This window comes from Bacillus infantis (assembly GCF_008180445.1).
Classification (GTDB): Bacteria; Bacillota; Bacilli; order Bacillales; family Cytobacillaceae; genus Bacillus_AB; species Bacillus_AB infantis_B.
The window spans coordinates 140,411-158,354 of the sequence record NZ_VTER01000009.1 but is presented as its reverse complement, the minus strand read 5'-3'; the positions used below and the strand labels follow the sequence as shown (position 1 = coordinate 158,354).

Below are 17,944 nucleotides of genomic sequence, written 5' to 3'. Positions count from 1 at the left end.
AGTAGGCTGATACTAGAGGAGGTGCGGAGATGCCCCAAAATGTGGATGATTACGTGAAGCAGGGAATGTATGGGCAGAAGCAGACAAAACCGGATGAACGAAGAAAATTCCTCGGAACGATCAGGGAGCGGATTGTGATTGCACTCACCCAGCCCCAGGTCAGAAGAGAAGGGACCCTCCTTGAGGCGGAAGTTGCGCTGAAGGAGAACCCGTCTGCCCATCTATACTTAAACGGAAACATGAATTACTCTTACCTGTCCAAGTATATTAAGCTCGCGTCACAATTCGGAGTCGAATACACCATTGTCACAAACAAAGAGCATAATACGGAAATCGGCCTTGTCCTTGCTTATGATCATGCGATAGATAAGGAAGAAATTTATATCAGCAGTGATAAGGCTGGAAAGGAAGCTCCTGAGAAAAAGGCAAAAAAGGGAGTGGCTGGTTTTTTGAAGAAACTTTTCAAAGGCAATTAGAGAATGCTGAGGCCAATGGTCCTCAGCATTTTATGTTAAAATTAAGATGTATTTTCCATAACTCTATTTCTTCAGTCAATTGACATCCCCCATATAAACAGGCAGCCCTGTTTCCCCATCTGCATGCCTGATGATCAGTTCCCTGATGGGGGCAGGAAATAAAGGACAGTCTGCCAATTCTTTTAGGGGAAGCCATGCAATTCCAACCTGATTTTTATCCGGGATGCTTCCTGATGCCGGAGAGCCTCCGTCCTGGATGCTGCAGGCAAAAAAGAATTCTACTTGATGCTGTCCCGCGTGAGGTTCATAGCCATGATTGCTGCCGATATAATCACGTACAAACAGCAGGCTGCCAATCTCGACAAGTACGCCGATTTCTTCCAGGCATTCGCGCCTCAGATTTTGGTGCAGATTTTCACCGTTTTCCTGGCCGCCCCCCGGAAGGACATAGAAATCCTCCCCGCTGTCATGCATCTTGATGGCAAGCAGGCAGCCATTCTGGATAATGATTGCTTTTGAAGCAGTTCTGATCATTTTATATCCTCCTTGGGATAGCATTCATATGGGGTCTGTTCATTTCCGTTCCAGGCACTTCGCTTTCCGCGGGGCGACGCTGAGCCTCCTCACGCTGCGCGCTGCGGGGTCTCAGCATTGCCGCTACTTTCCCACAGGAGTCTACGTGCCTTCCACTCCAATAAACAGAGGCTCCTGAACTTTTACTTATTAACAGAAAAATAGAATCTGAATGTTTCCATTCCATGAAATAGGATGCATGTCCTTTTGACGAACTAAACCATTTTTCCCTTATTTATTTTTAAGCGAGGTGTCATGGATGAAAATTGCCGATTTGCGCCCCAAAAAACGTTCAGATTTAAGAATTAGAGCCGGCACTTGGTTTTACACCTGGAAAAGATATGGCCGCTGGCTGGCAGAAGCCCGTACATACAGCGGCAAAAAAGAAGCAGCTGCTCTGCCGTATCCGGTATTCAGGCACCAGACCCCCCTTCTAAGAAAGCTGAAGGACGTAGACATGGCCTATCAATATAATAAAATCAAAAACCTGGAAATTGCGGTTGAGCGTCTGAACTCGATCGTCATTTATCCCGGGGAAACACTCAGCTACTGGAAGCTTATAGGCAGGCCGACTGCCAGAAAAGGATACCAGCCCGGCATGATTCTTCATTGCGGCAGCTTTAAGATGGAAACGGGGGGAGGTCTCTGCCAGCTTTCCAATCTGATTTATTGGATGACTCTCCATACCCCGCTGACAGTGACAGAAAGGCACCGCCACAGCTATGATGTATTCCCGGACTCAAACCGCACCCAGCCGTTTGGGAGCGGGGCGACCTGTGCCTATAATTATCTCGACCTGCAAATAACCAATCATACTGAAGAGCCTTATCAGCTGATCCTTTATCTGACAGATGCCAATTTATGCGGCGAGTGGCGGACAGTTTCAGAGCCTTTATACACGTATGAGGTGTATGAAAGGAGCCATGCCATCACCCCTGCATACTGGGGCGGATATGTCCGCCATAATGAAATCTTCCGCAGGTCCTATAACCGGCAGGGGAAGCTGTATGACGACGAATATGTAACAGAGAACCATGCCATTATGATGTACGAGCCTCTGCTCGAAGGAACAGCCCGCTCAAAATAACAGAGCGGGCTTTCTTATTCAGAGAGGCTGGAGCTTGGAAGAAGGCTCAAGTCCGGGGCCTTCAATAATAACGGCGGTCATTCCAAGAGCAGAGCCGGATTCATGTTCTTCCCCATCTTCCCAGAAAATAGCCGTTCCTGGATTTACTGCTATTCGTTCCCCATCCGCACTTCTAACCCAGCCCTCACCGGAGACAATCAGGAAAAGCTTCGGACAGACAGCAGGATGCATGCCAAGGACGCTGTCCTCCTTCAGATGCATGCAGCCTACCGTAACCGTGATTTCCCTGGATAAAAGAGTATAATAGCTGTTCAGGCTGCCAAATTTTGCAACCTCTTTGCCGGCTGAATCAAATCGAAATAGCTTCATCTAAAACCTCTCCTTAAATGGATTCAGCTTATATTATAACTGAAAAAATAGAATAGCATAAATTATAAAAAAACGGGTGTGACTGAATAGATTCAGCCCGTAAAATAGTTTTATCAGGCAGCAGATGCCAGCATGCAAGGAGGAGTTCAATATGACAATCGAGGTGCTTGTTTCCTAGTCTGGGACGGGGAGCTTGTCACGGGATCTCCGTTTCAGACTTTCTTAGTTTTTATGAAGAAGGAGAAGCGGAGGAAGGGCGATGGAGGCAAAAAAAGTATATTATAGGCTCACGGGAATTCGGGCGTTTTTATTTCAAGTCATTTTTACCGTAAATGCGATTTATTTTGTTGTGGATGCTGGGCTGAACCCGCTCCAGCTTGTCCTGATCGGGACAATTATGGAATTGTCCATTGTGCTGTTTGAGGTGCCGACAGGAGTCATAGCCGATCATGTCAGCAGGAAGAAATCCGTCATCATCGGAACGATCCTGCTCGGACTGGCCCATCTTCTGGAAGGGTCGGTGCCAGCATTCTGGGGAATCGCATCAGCTTATGCTGTCTGGGGCCTTGGCTACACGTTTCTCAGCGGTGCTGAAGAAGCGTGGATTGCCGACGAAGTGGAAGGGAAAGGTCTGGATAAGCTTTTTCTAAAAGGATCTCAGATTGCCAATATCGGCAAAATTGCCGGCATCATGGCAAGTGTGATTATATCCATGCTCTTTTCTGTTCAGGCAGCGATTCTGATTGCGGGCGGTTCTTTCATTATATTGGCTGTCTGGCTCTGGTTCCGGATGCCTGAAGAACGGTTTGAAAAGCTGGAGCGTGAAGAATCATCCCAGCTTCGGCAGCTTGCCGGGGCCATACACAAAGGATACAGGACAGTGAAGGGCCATCCGGTTCTTGCCGGCATGGCAGGCATTGCCCTTATGTGGGGGCTCGCAAGCGAAGGTTTCGACCGGCTGTGGGCTGCCCATTTTCTGGGTGATATTCAGCTTGCCGGGAGCTCTGCAGTTCTCTGGTTCGGATTGATCAATGGAATTGCATTGCTCCTGAACATTGGGGTGGTCGAGTGGATCAGCAGAAGGCTGAATGGGGATGGGGAGCAGACATATGTCCGCCTGCTGCTCTTCGTGAACGGGGCTCTCACGGCCAGCACACTGATTTTTGCGCTTAGCGGGGAGATTTGGCTTGCCCTTGCCTCTTATTGGATCAGTTTTACACTGAGAGGCCTTAACAGCCCGCTTTACAGCATCTGGCTTAATCAAAAGCTGGAGCCGAAGGGAAGGGCCACCATGCTTTCGCTTTTCGGACAGCTTGATGCCATCGGACAGATTGCAGGAGGGCCGCTTGTTGGCTGGATCGCGTTTTCGATTTCCGTCCAGGCCGGATTATTTGCAACCGGTCTGCTTACTGTACCGGTCCTGATTTTCCTATGGATGGCCGGCCGCTATGCGAACAGTGCAGAGTGTCCAAGTCATCCGGACAGGAAGATACAGGATAAAACCGGACGAATGCAATAATTAGAACAATGGTAAAGGCGTCCGGGATATCGAGGCGCCTTAGCTTTTCACTGCCGCCTCATATTTTCCCCCACTTTCGGCAATTGCTTTAAAGCGCTGGAGTCTGATATGATTCTATCTATACTTATAGCATTTTTAAAATATTTGGAGGTGACAGAGATGTCTAGAATATCAGAAGATCAGGTCAGGCATGTAGCCCACCTGGCACGTCTGGAGATATCGGATGAGGAAGCAGCGCGGATGCAAAAAGAGCTTGAAAAAATGCTTTCTTTTGCGGAGCAGCTTAATGAACTGGATACAGAGAAGGTTGAGCCGACTTCCCATGTACTGGATATCAAGAATGTATTCCGGGAAGATATCGCGAAAAAAGGGCTGCCGCAGGAGGAAGTGCTGAAAAACGCGCCGGACCACCAGGATGGGCAAATCAAGGTGCCATCCATACTGGAATAGGGGGAAGACAAATGAGTTTGTTTGATCATAAAGTTTCAGAGCTCCATGAACTTTTACATAAAAAAGAAATTTCCGTAACTGATCTGGTTGAGCAGTCTTTTAAACGGATTGGGGAAGTAGACAGCCAGGTGGGGGCATTCCTGACCTTGAATGAAGAAGAAGCACGGCGGCAGGCAAAGCACTTAGACGAAAAGCTGGGCACGGAAGAGTCGAAGGGCCTCCTTTTTGGCATGCCGATCGGAATTAAAGATAATATTGTCACAAAAGGGCTGAGAACCACCAGTGCCAGCAAGATCCTCGAAGATTTCGACCCGATCTATAATGCGACTGTTATGAATCATTTACATAATGCCGAAACCATCACGATTGGAAAACTGAATATGGATGAATTCGCGATGGGTTCCTCAAACGAGAACTCAGGATTCGGAAATGTCCGCAATCCATGGAATCTTGAGAAAGTGCCAGGCGGCTCTTCAGGCGGCTCGGCTGCAGCGGTCGCAGCAGGAGAAGTGCCTTTTGCCCTTGGGTCAGATACAGGGGGATCCATCAGACAGCCTGCTTCCTACTGCGGAGTGGTTGGGTTAAAACCTACCTATGGTCGTGTTTCCCGGTTCGGTCTTGTTGCGTTTGCCTCATCCCTTGATCAGATCGGCCCAATAACCAGGAATGTTGAAGATAATGCTTACCTTCTTCAGGCGATTTCCGGGCTGGACCCGAATGATTCTACCTCAGCAGATGTTCCTGTCGATCATTACGCCAGCGCCCTGACCGGAGATGTGAAGGGTCTGCGAATCGCTGTGCCAAAAGAGTACCTTGCTGAAGGTGTGGATGAAGAAGTCCGCCAGTCTGTCCTCGATGCGCTTAAGGTGCTGGAGAATCTTGGAGCTGTATGGGAGGAAGTATCCCTCCCGCATTCCAAGTATGTTCTGGCTGCCTATTATCTGCTTTCATCATCAGAAGCGTCCGCCAATCTTGCCCGCTTTGACGGTGTCAGATACGGCTACCGCTCTCCGGATGCGGAAACATTGATGGAGCTCTACAAAAAGTCGCGCGCCCAGGGCTTCGGCGATGAGGTGAAAAGAAGGATCATGCTCGGAACCTTCGCCTTAAGCTCAGGCTATTATGATGCTTATTATAAAAAAGCACAAAAGGTCCGCACTTTGATTAAAAAGGACTTTGAAGAGGTATTTCAATCTTATGATGTCATCATCGGGCCTACAGCGCCGACTCCGGCATTCAATATCGGGGAGAATATAGACGATCCGCTGACTATGTATGCCAATGATATATTAACTATCCCTGTTAACCTGGCCGGTACGCCTGCCATTTCGGTTCCGTGCGGATATTCGAATGGCATGCCGCTCGGACTGCAGATCATCGGCAAGTATTTCGACGAGAGCACGATCTACAAAACAGCCCATGCCTTTGAGCAGGCAACTGACTTCCATAAGCAAAAGCCGGGATTGTAAGGGGGAAACAGACATGAACTATGAAACGGTTATTGGACTTGAGGTCCATGTTGAATTAAAAACAGATTCGAAAATCTTTTCCGCGAGCCCGAACCATTTCGGGGCGGAACCCAATACAAACACAAGCGTTGTGGAACTCGGCTATCCCGGTGTGCTGCCGGTGCTTAACCGGAAAGTGGTCGATTACGGGATGAAAGCGAGCATGGCGCTGAACTGCCAAATTGCCGATGTAACGAAATTCGACCGCAAAAACTATTTTTATCCGGATAATCCAAAGGCCTATCAGATCTCACAATTTGATAAGCCGATCGGTGAACATGGCTGGATTGAAATCGAAGTGGACGGATATAAGAAAAAAATTGGCATCACCCGGATCCATCTGGAGGAGGATGCCGGCAAGCTGAATCATGAAAAAGGCTATTCCCTCTGCGATTACAACCGCCAGGGAACCCCGCTGATCGAAATCGTGTCAGAGCCTGATATCAGGACAGCCAATGAAGCCTATGCTTATCTCGAAAAACTGAAAAGCATCATCCAATATACGGGTGTTTCTGATTGTAAAATGGAAGAAGGATCGCTCAGATGTGATGCGAATATTTCCATCAGGCCAGTTGGCCAGGAGGAATTCGGCACCAAGACCGAGCTGAAAAACCTGAACTCTTTCAACTTTGTCAGAAAAGGGATTGAGTATGAAGCAAAGCGCCAGGAGGAGGTGCTTCTTGCCGGAGGTACGATCCAGCAGGAAACCCGCCGCTATGATGAGTCTACTAATACGACCCTGCTTATGCGTGTAAAAGAGGGCTCTGATGATTACCGCTATTTCCCTGAACCTGATCTGACGGACATTTACATTGACCAGGAGTGGAAGGACCGGATCCGCGCCGGGATTCCGGAGCTGCCGGACGCGAGGCAGAAGCGTTATGCAGAAGAGCTGGGCCTCCCTGCTTATGATGCTGCAGTCCTGACGGTAACAAAGGAGACAGCTGACTTCTTCGAGGCAGCGGTCGAAGCAGGAGCGGACGCCAAGCAGGCATCAAACTGGCTGATGGGTGAAGTGTCTGCCTACTTGAATGCTGAGCAGAAAGAGCTGGCTGATGTAAAGCTGACACCGAAGAACCTGGCCGGGATGATCAAGCTGATTGAAAACGGGACAATCTCCAGCAAAATCGCTAAAAAGGTCTTCAAGGAGCTCATCGAAAATGGCGGGACCGCGGAAGCCATCGTCAAGGAGAAGGGTCTCGTCCAGATTTCTGACGAAGGAGCGCTCCTTCAATATGTGACAGATGCACTTGATGCAAATCCGCAATCGATCGAAGACTTTAAGGCAGGCAAACAAAAAGCAACCGGGTTCCTGGTCGGGCAGATCATGAAGGCCTCCAAGGGACAGGCTAATCCACAGATGATCAACAAGCTGCTGATGCAGGAAATAACAAAACGATAGAAAATAAGCCGCTGGGGAATTCCAGCGGTTTCTATTTATTATGGGGAAATTTGCTGGCCCATTTAGACAAACTTCCTCTTTATTTCCCAGGAAAGGATGAAATGCGGCAAAGTCCGGCAAAAAAAGGATTGTACTGTATTCACAGAGAATAAATAAGAGATGCAATAGCCGATTGATCAATATTGATAAAAAAGGAAGTGTTTTATATGGAATTGAAGGACTGGTATGCGAAGGGACTGACCTTCTCTGAATATGTGGAAGGCATGAGTGTTAATAAGCAGGAGATGGAAAGCATAGACAGCAAATTTTCTCTTACAGAAGAGGAAAAGGCCAAGCTGGTGCCTGTGAAGGAAAAAGGGTTGAAAGTGATTGTCCTGACAGAAGACTGGTGCGGGGATGCGATGCTTAATATTCCGATCCTTATGCATATAGCAAGAGAGACGGATATGGAGACAAGGTTCGTTCTGCGGGATGAAAATCTTGAGCTGATGGATCAGTATTTAACTAACGGGACAGCCCGTTCGATCCCTATTTTCATTTTTATCGATGGAGACGGACAGGAAAAGGCCGTATGGGGGCCGCGGGCAGAAACAGTGCAGAGCTTTGTCGACAAGGAACGGGCCCAGCTTCCGCCAGCTGACAGTGAAGATTTCAAAGAAAAGCAAGGCAACATGTTCAAAAAGATGAAAGCGGCATACCAGGAAGATGAACAGGTCTGGCATGATGTGGCAGCAAGTATTATAGCTAAACTTTAACAAAGCAGGTGAAGAATTTGGAGTGGACGAAGAGCGGAGCTGCAAAAAGGCTTGGCATCCAATATCCGATTCTCCAGGCACCCATGGCTGGCGGTATTACTGTTCCAGAACTGATTGCAGCTGTATCCGGCAGCGGCGGCCTGGGAAATATGGGAGCCGGCTATATGTCTGCTGAAGACATGGAAAGAGATATCAAAAAAGTAAAGGAATTGACTGCCGAGCCATATGGAGTCAATCTGTTTCTCCCTGCCGATCCTCTGGTTGATGAGAACAAGCTTCAAAGGATGTACCGGAAGCTGGAGGGGCTGCAACAGGAGCCGGGAATCAGCACTGCTGCAGCTTATAAAGAAAAAGATCGCCGGCAGCTCTTTGGCGAACAGCTGGAAACGGTCCTGCGGCTTAGGGTTCCTATTGTCAGCTTTACATTCGGCATTCCTGAGAGAGAAGCTGTTTCCGAGCTTCATAGGAATGGCACTGTGATTATCGGAACTGCTACAAATGTTCTGGAAGCAGAAGAAATGGAAGAGGCTGGTGCAGATCTTGTAGTGGCCCAGGGCAGTGAGGCAGGGGGCCACAGGGGGACATTTCATAGTGAGGAGAGGGGCTTGATTGGAACGATGGCCCTTATCCCACAGGTTGCAGACCGGGTTAAAATTCCCGTCATAGCAGCCGGGGGCATCATGGATGCAAGGGGCATCGCAGCCGCCTTTATGCTGGGCGCCCAGGGGGTCCAGCTGGGAACTGCCTTTCTTCCCTGCAGTGAAAGCGGTGCCCATCCAGCCTACAAGGAAGCTGTGCTGGAAGGCAAGGGAGAAGAAACAGTCCTTACAAAAGCTTTTTCCGGAAAACTGGCCAGGGGAATGGAGAATAGATTTATCAGTGAAATGAAAGACATGGATGCCGAGCTTCTGCCTTTTCCTGTTCAAAATGATCTGACGGGACCGATCCGCAGGAAAGCAGCAAAAGACGCCAATAAGGATTATATGTCATTATGGGCAGGCCAGGCGGTTTCTCTTTCTAAGGAATTGCCTGCAGCCAGACTGATGGAAGATCTGATAGCAGGCACTGACAGTCTTCTCAAAAAATAAATAAAGCTTCCGCATTTCAGCGGAAGCTTTATTTGTATTCTTTTCAAGAAAACAAAAACGAAATTCCAAGGGAAGCAGCAAGCATAAGCAGGGAGGATGCGAGCAGGGGATTGACTCTGATGTGGAACATTTCTCTGGCTTCCCTGTGCCCTGTATCCCGGTGGTTCATGAATGAACTGGCGATGACTCTGTTGGTCCAAGCATCGCCTGTGCTGGAAAAAAACAAGACGAAAGCAAACCACAGAGCGGAAAATAAGAATGAGAAATCAATCAGGCCGTAACCCGAAAAGAAGAAATGCCAAATGGAGAAAAGCAGCAGGGCCTGGATAGTGAAGGAAGCAGCAAGGATGATGGCAAAACGTTTCATGAATTCATCTCCTTTCCATTATTAGAGGAAGCGGCGCATGTGAGGATGTGTGTTTCAAAGTTGGCCGGCTTGCCCCCATGCTTCTTTTTTTACGATTGAATAAAGAAAAAGTTCCAAAAAAAGTAAAACTTAAGAGATAGTATGAAAGAAAGAGAGAGGGATATAATTTTGTTTCAGTATAGAGCGGGTTATTTGCTTGATTACACCGGGCTCCCGCAGCCCGTTATCGTCCATGCTGAGAATCTCCTGAGCTGTCAACCATTTATATTCTGGCATCCCATTTTCTAATTTGATAGATCCGCCGGCAAATTCAGCAAGAAATTGAAAAAGGAGAATAGGGTGGCCTGTCCTGCTGGTAAACTGGAAGATTCCTGCCGATTCCGCAATTTTAATATCCAGCCCTGTTTCTTCTTTTGTTTCCCGCCGGGCGGCCGCAATTATATCTTCCCCGGGCTCCACATGGCCGGAGGGGAAATTCCAGGTGGGTCCAGCCTCATTTTTATGTTCCTTAATCATGAGCAGGCGGCCGTCCATCAGGACGGCAGTGCTTGCAATCAAGATAGAATCCATTGAATACCTCCTGTATACTTTTTGGTTCATTATAACATGAGAAATGCCCCCTTCATTCAGGGGGCATGGTGTTAAATGATAGCTTCCTCTTCTTTTTCAAAGCGTTTATCCATCCAGTCTTTCCCCTCCAGCTGTTTGGTGACAAGCATGCTGGAAACAGTATCTCCGGTGACATTGACTGCAGTGGCTGGCGGATCGACCACTACGCCGATTGCTGAAATGATCGGAAGCGCCTCGATTGGCAGGCCGTAAAGTGTGATGATCATCATCTCGCCAATAAAGCCTCCTCCTGGCACACCGCTCATGACTGTCCCTGCAAGCAGCGAGATGCCGATCGCCGTTAAAAAGGTGTCCAGGCCGGTGAAATCCATATTGAAAATGCCGAATACAAAAGATATCTTCAATATGGCCGCCAGGCAGGAGCCATCCATATGAATGGTTGCGCCGAGCGGAAGAACGGTTTCCCTAATATCTTTAGGCACGCCGATTCGTTTGGCAGCCTGCAGGTTAACAGGCAGTGAGCCAACGCTGCTTCCAGTGGCAAGAGCGGTGGCAGCAGGGGAAAAGATATTTTTCCAAAAGCGGGCCACTCCTCTGCGTCCCCCGGCAATAAAGGCATAAAGCGTAAAGCCGATCAGGAAATAAAGAATGGCAGCAGGGTAATAGACGATGACAGCCCGGGCATAATCGCCAAGCAGTTCGGGTCCGAATACGCCTATCAATGACGCGAAGTAAGCACCAAGACCGATGGGTGCATAATACATGACAAGATTGATCAGCCTCATAAAGACTTCTGAACCGCTGACCAGAAACTTTGTGAAAGGGCGTCCTTTTTCACCAGTAAGCCCTGAAGCCACCCCAACCAGGACTGAAAAGACTATTAAAGCGAGCATATTCTTGCGGGAGAAGAGCTCGATAAAGTCAGGCACAGTAAAGGTTTTGACCAACTGATCGGGCAGGCTCAGCTCTTCTGTATTTTCCGGCTGTGTCAGAGGGATGTCAGTCCCCTGGGCCGGCGGGAAGGCTGTTACCGCAACCAGCATTACAATGGAGGCAATAATGCCTGTAGCAATGAATACAGCCATCATGCTGCCCATGATTTTTCCGAGCCGCTTCATGCTGTTCATATTGGCAATAGCCGATGAGATTGTGAAAAAGACGAGCGGTACTACTAGCATGAATAAGAGATTTAAGAATAAGTCCCCAAGCGGTTTGATAACTTCCGCTTTTTCCCCGAAAACAAACCCGATGATGCTTCCAATGATAATTGAAGCAAACAGGATAATGGGAAAGCGGTATGCTTTTAATTTTTCCTTCATTTAGGTAACTCCTTCTGCAAAAAAATGATATGATGCCCATCTGATATGGGTGAACCTCTACCATTCTACCCGAAATGGAATGGATATGACAGATTGGGAAATGAACAGGTATTTTTTTCACTCAAAGGATCTGCCATTCAAAAGGCGGACCCGGCTTGTTTATACACCAATAAAAAAAGAGAGCCATCACAGCTCTCAAGCCTGCTTCGGCCCTTTTTTCGCAGGTATCCGGTCATTCTTTAAATTCTTGTCATTGATCTTTGGCTCTTTATTTTGGCGGAAGTTTGAGATGTTGGAACGGTGCAGGATGATCAGAAAGATTGTAAAAAAGAAAAATATAAGTTCATGGGTCCATCCGGGCTGAAATAAAGAGAAAATGAAAAGGGCAATTCCGACAGATATTGAGCCAAAAAATACATATTTTGTTGCATAGATGACCCCGACAAATGCCAGGTAAGCTGCCAGGAACATCCAGGCGTTGGCAACCAGCAGCACCCCTGCGGTTGTTGCGATGGCTTTGCCTCCGCGGAAGCCTGCGAAAATAGGGAAGCAGTGGCCCGCAACCGCAATCAGGCCGGTGTAGAGCGGATCCAGATCAGTATGAAGAAGGATGGGCAGACCTGCTGCAAGCGCGCCTTTACCGGCATCAATGAGAAGAACGGCAATCCCGGCCCGCTTTCCAAGGACACGGACGGTGTTGGTCGCCCCTGGATTATTGCTGCCATGCTCGCGTATGTCGATTTGGAACAGCCACCTGCCAATCAGAAGGGCGGTTGGAATCGAGCCGATCAAATAGGCGGCTGCAAGAATAGCAAAATTCATAAATCCTCCTTTCTGCCTGCCTTACAGCAAAAATAAAGTGAGAGAAATTGTAATTGCTTTCATTCTACCATATAATGAGCATACCCCGATTTAAATTCCTAATATTTTGAAAAAGGATGTGGCGGAATGGGTATTGTTGATTTTGGAAACAGGGCAAGTGAATATGCACGTTCCCGGAACGATGTTCCAAATAGTCTGTTTGATAGCCTTCATCTAAGAAATATTAATTTTACCGGCAAAAAAGTGGCCGATCTGGGCTGCGGGACAGGAGCGCTGACAAGGAGGCTGATTTTCCGCAAAGCAGACGCTGTCGGAATCGATCCCTCAGAAAAGCTTCTGCAGGAAGCCGCCGGGATCAGCCGGGACAAGTATCTTGAAATCCCGTATAAAAAAGGAACTGCAGAAAATACAGGCCTTGACGGGGCTGAGTATGATATGGCGACGGTGCTCCGTGCCTGGCACTGGTTTGACAGGGAAGAGGCCCTCAGGGAAATCACCAGGATTCTTAAGCCGAAGGGTCACCTGATTGTGGCAGATACAGGATTCAAAACAGACCAAAGACTTGTGGAAATCACTTTTGATTTTTTGAAGAAAGAAGGAGTAGAGCCTAAACCTGCCGGAAGCAAGGCAGAGTCAAGCCAAAGAATCAATGGATTTCCTGTAGAGTGGTTCCATGAGTGGGAAGAGGCAGGGTTCGGGCTGAAGGATTTGTATGCGCTTCCATACGATGTCCATTTCACCAATGAAGAATGGCTGGACAGAGTCGCTTCTTTATCCTATTTGGCGGACCTCTCAAAAGAGGAAGGAGATGGATTGCTGCAGGGCCTGAAAGAAGAGCTGGAGGCACACTATGGGGCCAGTGCCTCACACGGGATTGCGCATTTCTGCACTATAGCTATTCTTCAGGAGGGAATCCGGTAAAGTGACTGATGGAGGACATTCAGTACGGAGCGCTTTTTCAAGCCGAAATGTGCATATGCCCTTCTTTTCGCTTATAATAGATTCATATAGTGATTGAGAGGAGAATGACCATGGCAGGGAACAGCAAAAAGTCTGAATGGATTTCATGGGCCAAATCGATTGCCCTCGCGCTCGTCATTGCGTTTATTTGCCGCCAGTTTATATTTGCGCCGGTGACTGTCCAGGGCGATTCCATGATGCCGACCTTCCAGAATCAGAATAAAGTGATCGTGACCAAGCTCAGCAAGATTGAGCGTTTGGATGTAGTTGTATTTCATTCGCCTGATTCCGAGGATGATTATATAAAAAGGGTGATCGGTCTGCCAGGGGATGAAATTTCTGTGAAGGACGACCAGCTTTTTGTGAATGGGAAAAAAGTGGACGAACCATATCTGGCTGAAAACCGCAAGGAAGCGGCAGAGTTCGGCATTGAGCATCTGACAGAAAATTTTGGACCGCTTGTCGTGCCGGAGCATCAATATTTTGTGATGGGCGATAACCGTTTGAACAGCAATGACAGCAGAAGCTTTGGATTCATTTCTGATGAGTCTGTCGTTGGGGAAGCCAAGTTCCGCTACTTCCCGCTCAATCGGATAGGAAATCCTGAGAAACCATAAAAGAAGGAGCCCGGCTGCTAATTAGCCGGGCTCTTTTCCTGTCACTCGCTTTTTTGATCCTTTAAAGCTCCTTGAACGTGATAAGGATTGAGATCAATGTCCGTATCATGCCCCAATGCCAGTTTTGCAAGCTGCTGTCCAAGAAACGGCCCCATCGTCAGGCCGGACGCACCGAGCCCGTTGGCAGTGAACAGGCCTTCCCACCCAGGGACAGCTCCGATGACCGGAAGGAAGCCGGGAGTAAAGGGGCGGAAACCGACCCTGGCTTCTATCAGACTGGCATCCGCCAGGCCGGGAGCTGTAGAGAGGGCTTTTGCAAGGACCTCCTGCATGCCTCCGGCTGTGATTCTCGCATCAAAACCGGATACATCATTTTCATGGGTTGCCCCTGCAACAATCCGTCCGCCGGTGAAGGCAAGCAGATACTGGTCACCGGGGGGCATAAGGACAGGCCAGCTGTCAGTTGCTTCATCCGGAAGCTTTAGGTGGGCAATCTGGGCCTTCTGATAGCTGACATCCATTTCAATGCCGAGCGGCTTGAATATTTCTGCTGCCCATGCGCCGGCACAGACGATTACAGCATCTGCCTCCCATTGTTCTTGACCGGCAAGGATGCCTGTCACCCGGTTTCCTTCATAGATCAGTGAAGCATCCTTCTCGAGAAAGACTGCCCCTTCCTTTTCTGCCGCACGGATAAGAGAATCCCTCAGTGCCCGGCCGTCTACCCGGGCGGCTCCGCTGACATGTACTGCTGCAAACTCTTTATCAGCCGGAGGGAAAGCCTCAGCTGTCTGTTCCCGGGTAAGAAGAGTGACTTCCCCGATTTCCGGTGCTTCTTCTCTCCGCTTCAATGTCCGCTCTTCCGCTTTTTCAAGCTTATCGGTTTCCTTGTGCAGGATAAGGGCACCAACCCTGCTGTAGCCTGTATCCGGCTCGCCGCGTTCCTCGAGCTCCTTCACGAGCTCCGGATAATAGCGTGCCCCCGCTTTAGCAAGCCGGTACCAATCTTTATTGCGCCTCTGCGATACCCATGGGCAGACAATGCCGGCAGCAGCGGCAGTTGCCTGTCCTTTTTCATTCCGGTCCGCCAAAATCACCCGTTTCCCCGATTTTGCCAGGTGGTAGGCAGCTGAGGCGCCCAATATTCCTGCGCCTATTACGATATAATTTTTCATAGCCTGCATCCTTTATAATGAAATTTAGTTATAGTATACCGTCCTGTCGGCTTAATTGTAAAAAGTGCATAGAGCATATTTATAGAATCTGGAAAAATATGTTTTTTATGTGATATAATAAAAGCATCCTTACAAGAAAGCAGTGACAATAGATGAAAAGACTCCTCATGGTCGGCCTTGCCGCAAGCCTTCTTGCAGGTTGCCAGAATATGCAGAGCGGAAAACTGGATACAGATAACCTGACAAAAGTGGAAATGGCCGACGTGAATAAAGAACAGGCCAAAAAAATTCCTGTTACATATGAAGCGCAGACTGTTGAAGAGGGGCTCGATGCACTTCCGTTTGAAATGAAGCTACCGAAAAAGCTGCCATTTGACGGGGAGGGGTTCCAGCCGCCGAGCATTATGGATATGAACCATACCGGTAAACAAATCAAGGCGGAATTCAGAGCCTTCCCGAAAAGCAAAGAAGAGGATTACTTGCTGATGGTTTTTGCTGATTACCCGGTCGAGTCCTCCGAGCAGCCCAATTCCGAACCAGTGGACCTTGAAGGAGGGGCAGAGGGCATGTATCAGGGAAACACCTTGTCCTTTCTGAGGGATAAGGTTCAGTACACCATTATGTACAATAACAAAGCCATTCCGGAAGATCAGCATAAAAAGGAGCTGACTGTAATGGCCAATGAGATGCTGAAGTAGTTCGCTTAGCAGGCTCCTGATATGGTATGCTAATGTTCATGTGCAAGCCTTGCTGCGGAAACGTGTGTTGGCAGGAAGAACGCTTCACAGTTACATGGGAGCTGATTATTGATGACCAAAGCAAAAAAAGGAAAAAGCGGTACTGGCAGCGGTACTGGAAAAAAAGGGTGGAACCGCTGGCAGGCGGGTGCCAAGAAAGCAAAAAGCGCCAAGCCATATAAAAGTAAAGGCACAAAAAATCAAGGGAAATCCGGGGATTCCGGCGGGAATGACTAAGGATGGGGATAAGAGCCAGAAATTCTTCTGGCTCTATTTTATTTGTTCCTTCATAAAGACCTCTGCAGTTATTTGTAATCCTGCTGATCCTCTCTGCCGTCATTTCCTTCATCAACGCCCGTTGCACGGTTGAATGCCTGTGAAATGATATTGAGTCCCTGATCCATCGCATTCATCGATTCACTTTTTTCCCCGATTTTTTTGTCCTTCTCTTGTTTTTCCATAAAAAGCACCTCCTGTGTTTATAGGATTCGATGCTATCCATGGATTATGCGCCTATTCCAGGAAGAAGCTGTTCACAGGCACCTCCGACAGGGCGATATGGGTGACTGTTCCTGCATAGGGCGTAATTTCATTGATGAATTCTTCAATATCCTCAAGCTTTTTCAGTCTCAGCTTGACGAGATAGCAGGCCTGGCCGGCTATACGGGAGCAGAATTCCGCGTTGGGGACCTTAGCCATTTTTTCCCTGAACTTCTGATAATCTCCTTGCCGCAAGGTGACTTCTACAAAACATTCAATTCCATATCCGAGTTTTTTATAGTCAATGGAAATGGTGTATCCTTTAATGATTTCCTCACTTTCCAGGCGTCTGACGCGTTCTGTGACTGAAGGCGCTGAGAGGTTTACTTTCTTTGCCAGCTCCCTCATTGATTGCCGGCCGTTTCTCTCCAGCTCCTGCAAAATACGCTTGTCTGTCTCGTCGATTATCATTTGTAATCCTCCTAATGTAAAACGGATTTCATTTGTAAAGAGAAAATGGATAAACATATATCATAAATTCTTCACTATGATCCTGATTCCTTCTATTATAAAAGAGGAAGGAGGAGTTGCAAATGCCAAGAATCAAATTGAATGAAAAACAGGGTGAGACCAATTTTCAAAAAGCGCTGGCTTATGTGCCTGAAGTGGCCTCCCTGTATGATGCCCTGTATGAGCAGCTGTGGAATGAGGACGAAATCAGCGTGGATGTAAAAGAGAAGGTGCGTTTATATCTGGCTAATATAAATGGATGTGCGGCATGCATGAGCCTCTCGTATACCAGCGGCATAGAGCAGAATGGCGCCATCGCTTACGCTGTGGAGCATAACGATTTTTCGGATTTCTCTGATTGGGACCGGAAGCTGTTTGTTTTTCTGGAAACCTACAGATCCAATCCGCGCCATTTAAAAGACTCTGATTTGGAATGGCTGAAAAATTCCTATGATGAAAAGGAAATCATGAAGCTGCTGGCACTCATCAATCTTTTTGATGGCTATCATAAAATGATTGTCAGCCTTGATTTATACGATTTTTGTTCTTTAGGGAAGGAGGGTGCCTGATGGCTGTCCTGCTGCTGGTTGATATCCAGAAGGCATTCGAGGATCTTTCCTGGGGCGAGCGGAATAATCCTGGTGCGGAAAAAGAAGCTGCAGGGCTTTTAAAGCATTGGAGAAACTGCAGCCTGCCTGTGATTCACGTCCAGCATACCTCCCAAAGCAGGGAGTCTTTATTTTTTAAAGGAAGCATCGGCCATCAATTCAAGGAAGAGGTGAAGCCTGCAGCCGGGGAAAGCATTATCCAGAAAAGCGTCAACAGTGCGTTTATCGGCACGCCCCTTGAAGATTTGCTTAAAAATCTAAGAAGCAAAGAGCTTGTCATTGCCGGGCTGACCACACCCCATTGTGTTTCAACCACTGTCCGGATGGCAGCCAATCTCGGCTTTTCGGTCTGGCTGCCGGAGGATGCCTGTGCATCCTTCGAACTGAAAGGCCATGACGGCACCATCTTCCCTCCCGGGCATATCCATCAAACAGAGCTTGCCATCCTCCATGGGGAGTTTGCGGAAGTGTGTACAACTGAAAAAGTGTTAAAGGAAATCCCGGCCTGAACAGCCGGGATTTTTTGATTCCAGTGGGATCCGGAATGGGGGA

23 protein-coding genes are annotated in these 17,944 nt (G+C 48.1%); 14 read left to right on the top strand and 9 right to left on the bottom strand.

The features are described from left to right. Nucleotides 1-29 precede the first annotated feature (29 nt). On the top strand, nt 30-476 hold the full coding sequence (locus FZD51_RS18350) for a YueI family protein (RefSeq protein ID WP_148976092.1): 447 nt from the start codon (nt 30-32) through the stop codon (nt 474-476). A 75-nt stretch (nt 477-551) separates the two neighbouring features. Here FZD51_RS18350 and FZD51_RS18345 read toward each other — a convergent pair whose 3' ends face one another. Further along, nucleotides 552-1,010 (bottom strand): NUDIX domain-containing protein, encoded by a 459-nt coding sequence (locus FZD51_RS18345; RefSeq protein WP_187445817.1) that lies wholly within the window; start codon nt 1,008-1,010, stop codon nt 552-554. 298 nt (nt 1,011-1,308) lie between these two features. Here FZD51_RS18345 and FZD51_RS18340 point away from each other — a divergent pair, with 298 nt between their 5' ends. After that, entirely contained in the window at nt 1,309-2,136 is an 828-nt protein-coding gene (locus FZD51_RS18340; protein ID WP_148976090.1) for a VanW family protein, read from the top strand. Between the two features lie 18 nt (nt 2,137-2,154). On the opposite strand, the gene FZD51_RS18335 is transcribed toward FZD51_RS18340, so the two are convergent. After that, nucleotides 2,155-2,505, bottom strand: a complete 351-nt coding sequence (locus FZD51_RS18335; RefSeq protein WP_148976089.1) for a cupin domain-containing protein — start codon at nt 2,503-2,505, stop codon at nt 2,155-2,157. A gap of 259 nt (nt 2,506-2,764) precedes the next feature. Between FZD51_RS18335 and FZD51_RS18330 the strand changes: the two genes are divergently transcribed. From FZD51_RS18330 to FZD51_RS18305, 6 genes are all read left to right on the top strand, one after another. Further along, complete coding sequence (locus FZD51_RS18330) at nt 2,765-4,024, top strand: MFS transporter (protein WP_148976088.1); 1,260 nt, start codon at nt 2,765-2,767, stop codon at nt 4,022-4,024. Nucleotides 4,025-4,183: 159 nt separating this feature from the next. After that, on the top strand, nt 4,184-4,474 hold the full coding sequence (gatC, locus tag FZD51_RS18325; protein WP_148976087.1) for an Asp-tRNA(Asn)/Glu-tRNA(Gln) amidotransferase subunit GatC: 291 nt from the start codon (nt 4,184-4,186) through the stop codon (nt 4,472-4,474). Between the two features lie 11 nt (nt 4,475-4,485). Continuing rightward, nucleotides 4,486-5,943: an Asp-tRNA(Asn)/Glu-tRNA(Gln) amidotransferase subunit GatA gene (gene gatA, locus FZD51_RS18320; protein WP_148976086.1), complete on the top strand. Its 1,458-nt coding sequence runs from the start codon at nt 4,486-4,488 to the stop codon at nt 5,941-5,943. Nucleotides 5,944-5,956: 13 nt separating this feature from the next. Further along, a complete protein-coding gene (gene gatB, locus FZD51_RS18315; RefSeq protein ID WP_148976085.1) occupies nt 5,957-7,384 on the top strand; it encodes an Asp-tRNA(Asn)/Glu-tRNA(Gln) amidotransferase subunit GatB in 1,428 nt (475 codons plus the stop codon). A 206-nt stretch (nt 7,385-7,590) separates the two neighbouring features. Next, nucleotides 7,591-8,139: a thioredoxin family protein gene (locus FZD51_RS18310; RefSeq protein WP_148976084.1), complete on the top strand. Its 549-nt coding sequence runs from the start codon at nt 7,591-7,593 to the stop codon at nt 8,137-8,139. A 17-nt stretch (nt 8,140-8,156) separates the two neighbouring features. Beyond that, nucleotides 8,157-9,227, top strand: a complete 1,071-nt coding sequence (locus tag FZD51_RS18305) for an NAD(P)H-dependent flavin oxidoreductase (protein WP_148976083.1) — start codon at nt 8,157-8,159, stop codon at nt 9,225-9,227. A gap of 43 nt (nt 9,228-9,270) precedes the next feature. On the opposite strand, the gene FZD51_RS18300 is transcribed toward FZD51_RS18305, so the two are convergent. From FZD51_RS18300 to plsY, 4 genes are all read right to left on the bottom strand, one after another. Further along, nucleotides 9,271-9,594 (bottom strand): hypothetical protein, encoded by a 324-nt coding sequence (locus tag FZD51_RS18300; protein WP_148976082.1) that lies wholly within the window; start codon nt 9,592-9,594, stop codon nt 9,271-9,273. A 129-nt stretch (nt 9,595-9,723) separates the two neighbouring features. Further along, the gene (locus FZD51_RS18295) at nt 9,724-10,164 is read right to left on the bottom strand and encodes an NUDIX hydrolase (protein ID WP_187445816.1); all 441 of its coding nucleotides are present in this window, start codon (nt 10,162-10,164) and stop codon (nt 9,724-9,726) included. 71 nt (nt 10,165-10,235) lie between these two features. Then, nucleotides 10,236-11,483, bottom strand: a complete 1,248-nt coding sequence (locus FZD51_RS18290) for a dicarboxylate/amino acid:cation symporter (RefSeq protein WP_148976080.1) — start codon at nt 11,481-11,483, stop codon at nt 10,236-10,238. A gap of 195 nt (nt 11,484-11,678) precedes the next feature. Next, nucleotides 11,679-12,305 (bottom strand): glycerol-3-phosphate 1-O-acyltransferase PlsY, encoded by a 627-nt coding sequence (plsY, locus tag FZD51_RS18285; RefSeq protein ID WP_148976079.1) that lies wholly within the window; start codon nt 12,303-12,305, stop codon nt 11,679-11,681. 126 nt (nt 12,306-12,431) lie between these two features. Between plsY and FZD51_RS18280 the strand changes: the two genes are divergently transcribed. Beyond that, entirely contained in the window at nt 12,432-13,226 is a 795-nt protein-coding gene (locus FZD51_RS18280) for a class I SAM-dependent methyltransferase (RefSeq protein ID WP_148976078.1), read from the top strand. Nucleotides 13,227-13,330: 104 nt separating this feature from the next. Then, on the top strand, nt 13,331-13,882 hold the full coding sequence (lepB, locus tag FZD51_RS18275) for a signal peptidase I (RefSeq protein ID WP_009792527.1): 552 nt from the start codon (nt 13,331-13,333) through the stop codon (nt 13,880-13,882). Between the two features lie 41 nt (nt 13,883-13,923). Here lepB and FZD51_RS18270 read toward each other — a convergent pair whose 3' ends face one another. Next, nucleotides 13,924-15,057: an NAD(P)/FAD-dependent oxidoreductase gene (locus tag FZD51_RS18270; protein ID WP_148976077.1), complete on the bottom strand. Its 1,134-nt coding sequence runs from the start codon at nt 15,055-15,057 to the stop codon at nt 13,924-13,926. Nucleotides 15,058-15,209: 152 nt separating this feature from the next. Here FZD51_RS18270 and FZD51_RS18265 point away from each other — a divergent pair, with 152 nt between their 5' ends. Together FZD51_RS18265 and FZD51_RS18260 are read left to right on the top strand one after the other, a co-directional pair. Beyond that, on the top strand, nt 15,210-15,755 hold the full coding sequence (locus FZD51_RS18265; RefSeq protein ID WP_148976076.1) for a hypothetical protein: 546 nt from the start codon (nt 15,210-15,212) through the stop codon (nt 15,753-15,755). Nucleotides 15,756-15,866: 111 nt separating this feature from the next. Further along, nucleotides 15,867-16,031, top strand: coding sequence for a DUF3934 family protein (locus FZD51_RS18260; protein WP_009792524.1), 165 nt, complete (start codon nt 15,867-15,869; stop codon nt 16,029-16,031). A gap of 68 nt (nt 16,032-16,099) precedes the next feature. On the opposite strand, the gene FZD51_RS26265 is transcribed toward FZD51_RS18260, so the two are convergent. Both FZD51_RS26265 and FZD51_RS18255 read right to left on the bottom strand, forming a co-directional pair. After that, a complete protein-coding gene (locus tag FZD51_RS26265; RefSeq protein ID WP_187445815.1) occupies nt 16,100-16,255 on the bottom strand; it encodes a hypothetical protein in 156 nt (51 codons plus the stop codon). A gap of 52 nt (nt 16,256-16,307) precedes the next feature. Next, nucleotides 16,308-16,745 carry an Lrp/AsnC family transcriptional regulator gene (locus tag FZD51_RS18255; RefSeq protein ID WP_148976075.1) on the bottom strand — a complete coding sequence of 146 codons (438 nt, stop codon included), beginning with the start codon at nt 16,743-16,745 and terminating at the stop codon, nt 16,308-16,310. 122 nt (nt 16,746-16,867) lie between these two features. Between FZD51_RS18255 and FZD51_RS18250 the strand changes: the two genes are divergently transcribed. Then, on the top strand, nt 16,868-17,353 hold the full coding sequence (locus FZD51_RS18250; RefSeq protein WP_148976074.1) for a carboxymuconolactone decarboxylase family protein: 486 nt from the start codon (nt 16,868-16,870) through the stop codon (nt 17,351-17,353). Beyond that, a complete protein-coding gene (locus FZD51_RS18245; RefSeq protein ID WP_148976073.1) occupies nt 17,353-17,901 on the top strand; it encodes a cysteine hydrolase family protein in 549 nt (182 codons plus the stop codon). The genes FZD51_RS18250 and FZD51_RS18245 overlap by 1 nt, the downstream gene beginning before the upstream one ends. Nucleotides 17,902-17,944: the final 43 nt, after the last annotated feature.

Coding starts and splice junctions, on each gene's coding strand:
- FZD51_RS18345 (WP_187445817.1), bottom strand. CDS start 1,010: ATGATCAGAACTGCTTCAAAAGCAATCATTATCCAGAATGGCTGCCTG.
- gatB (WP_148976085.1), top strand. CDS start 5,957: ATGAACTATGAAACGGTTATTGGACTTGAGGTCCATGTTGAATTAAAA.
- FZD51_RS18280 (WP_148976078.1), top strand. CDS start 12,432: ATGGGTATTGTTGATTTTGGAAACAGGGCAAGTGAATATGCACGTTCC.
- gatA (WP_148976086.1), top strand. CDS start 4,486: ATGAGTTTGTTTGATCATAAAGTTTCAGAGCTCCATGAACTTTTACAT.
- FZD51_RS18300 (WP_148976082.1), bottom strand. CDS start 9,594: ATGAAACGTTTTGCCATCATCCTTGCTGCTTCCTTCACTATCCAGGCC.
- FZD51_RS18250 (WP_148976074.1), top strand. CDS start 16,868: ATGCCAAGAATCAAATTGAATGAAAAACAGGGTGAGACCAATTTTCAA.
- FZD51_RS18350 (WP_148976092.1), top strand. CDS start 30: ATGCCCCAAAATGTGGATGATTACGTGAAGCAGGGAATGTATGGGCAG.
- lepB (WP_009792527.1), top strand. CDS start 13,331: ATGACCATGGCAGGGAACAGCAAAAAGTCTGAATGGATTTCATGGGCC.
- FZD51_RS26265 (WP_187445815.1), bottom strand. CDS start 16,255: ATGGAAAAACAAGAGAAGGACAAAAAAATCGGGGAAAAAAGTGAATCG.
- FZD51_RS18310 (WP_148976084.1), top strand. CDS start 7,591: ATGGAATTGAAGGACTGGTATGCGAAGGGACTGACCTTCTCTGAATAT.
- FZD51_RS18260 (WP_009792524.1), top strand. CDS start 15,867: ATGACCAAAGCAAAAAAAGGAAAAAGCGGTACTGGCAGCGGTACTGGA.
- FZD51_RS18295 (WP_187445816.1), bottom strand. CDS start 10,164: ATGGATTCTATCTTGATTGCAAGCACTGCCGTCCTGATGGACGGCCGC.
- FZD51_RS18255 (WP_148976075.1), bottom strand. CDS start 16,745: ATGATAATCGACGAGACAGACAAGCGTATTTTGCAGGAGCTGGAGAGA.
- FZD51_RS18265 (WP_148976076.1), top strand. CDS start 15,210: ATGAAAAGACTCCTCATGGTCGGCCTTGCCGCAAGCCTTCTTGCAGGT.
- FZD51_RS18270 (WP_148976077.1), bottom strand. CDS start 15,057: ATGAAAAATTATATCGTAATAGGCGCAGGAATATTGGGCGCCTCAGCT.
- FZD51_RS18245 (WP_148976073.1), top strand. CDS start 17,353: ATGGCTGTCCTGCTGCTGGTTGATATCCAGAAGGCATTCGAGGATCTT.
- gatC (WP_148976087.1), top strand. CDS start 4,184: ATGTCTAGAATATCAGAAGATCAGGTCAGGCATGTAGCCCACCTGGCA.
- FZD51_RS18335 (WP_148976089.1), bottom strand. CDS start 2,505: ATGAAGCTATTTCGATTTGATTCAGCCGGCAAAGAGGTTGCAAAATTT.
- plsY (WP_148976079.1), bottom strand. CDS start 12,305: ATGAATTTTGCTATTCTTGCAGCCGCCTATTTGATCGGCTCGATTCCA.
- FZD51_RS18340 (WP_148976090.1), top strand. CDS start 1,309: ATGAAAATTGCCGATTTGCGCCCCAAAAAACGTTCAGATTTAAGAATT.
- FZD51_RS18330 (WP_148976088.1), top strand. CDS start 2,765: ATGGAGGCAAAAAAAGTATATTATAGGCTCACGGGAATTCGGGCGTTT.
- FZD51_RS18290 (WP_148976080.1), bottom strand. CDS start 11,483: ATGAAGGAAAAATTAAAAGCATACCGCTTTCCCATTATCCTGTTTGCT.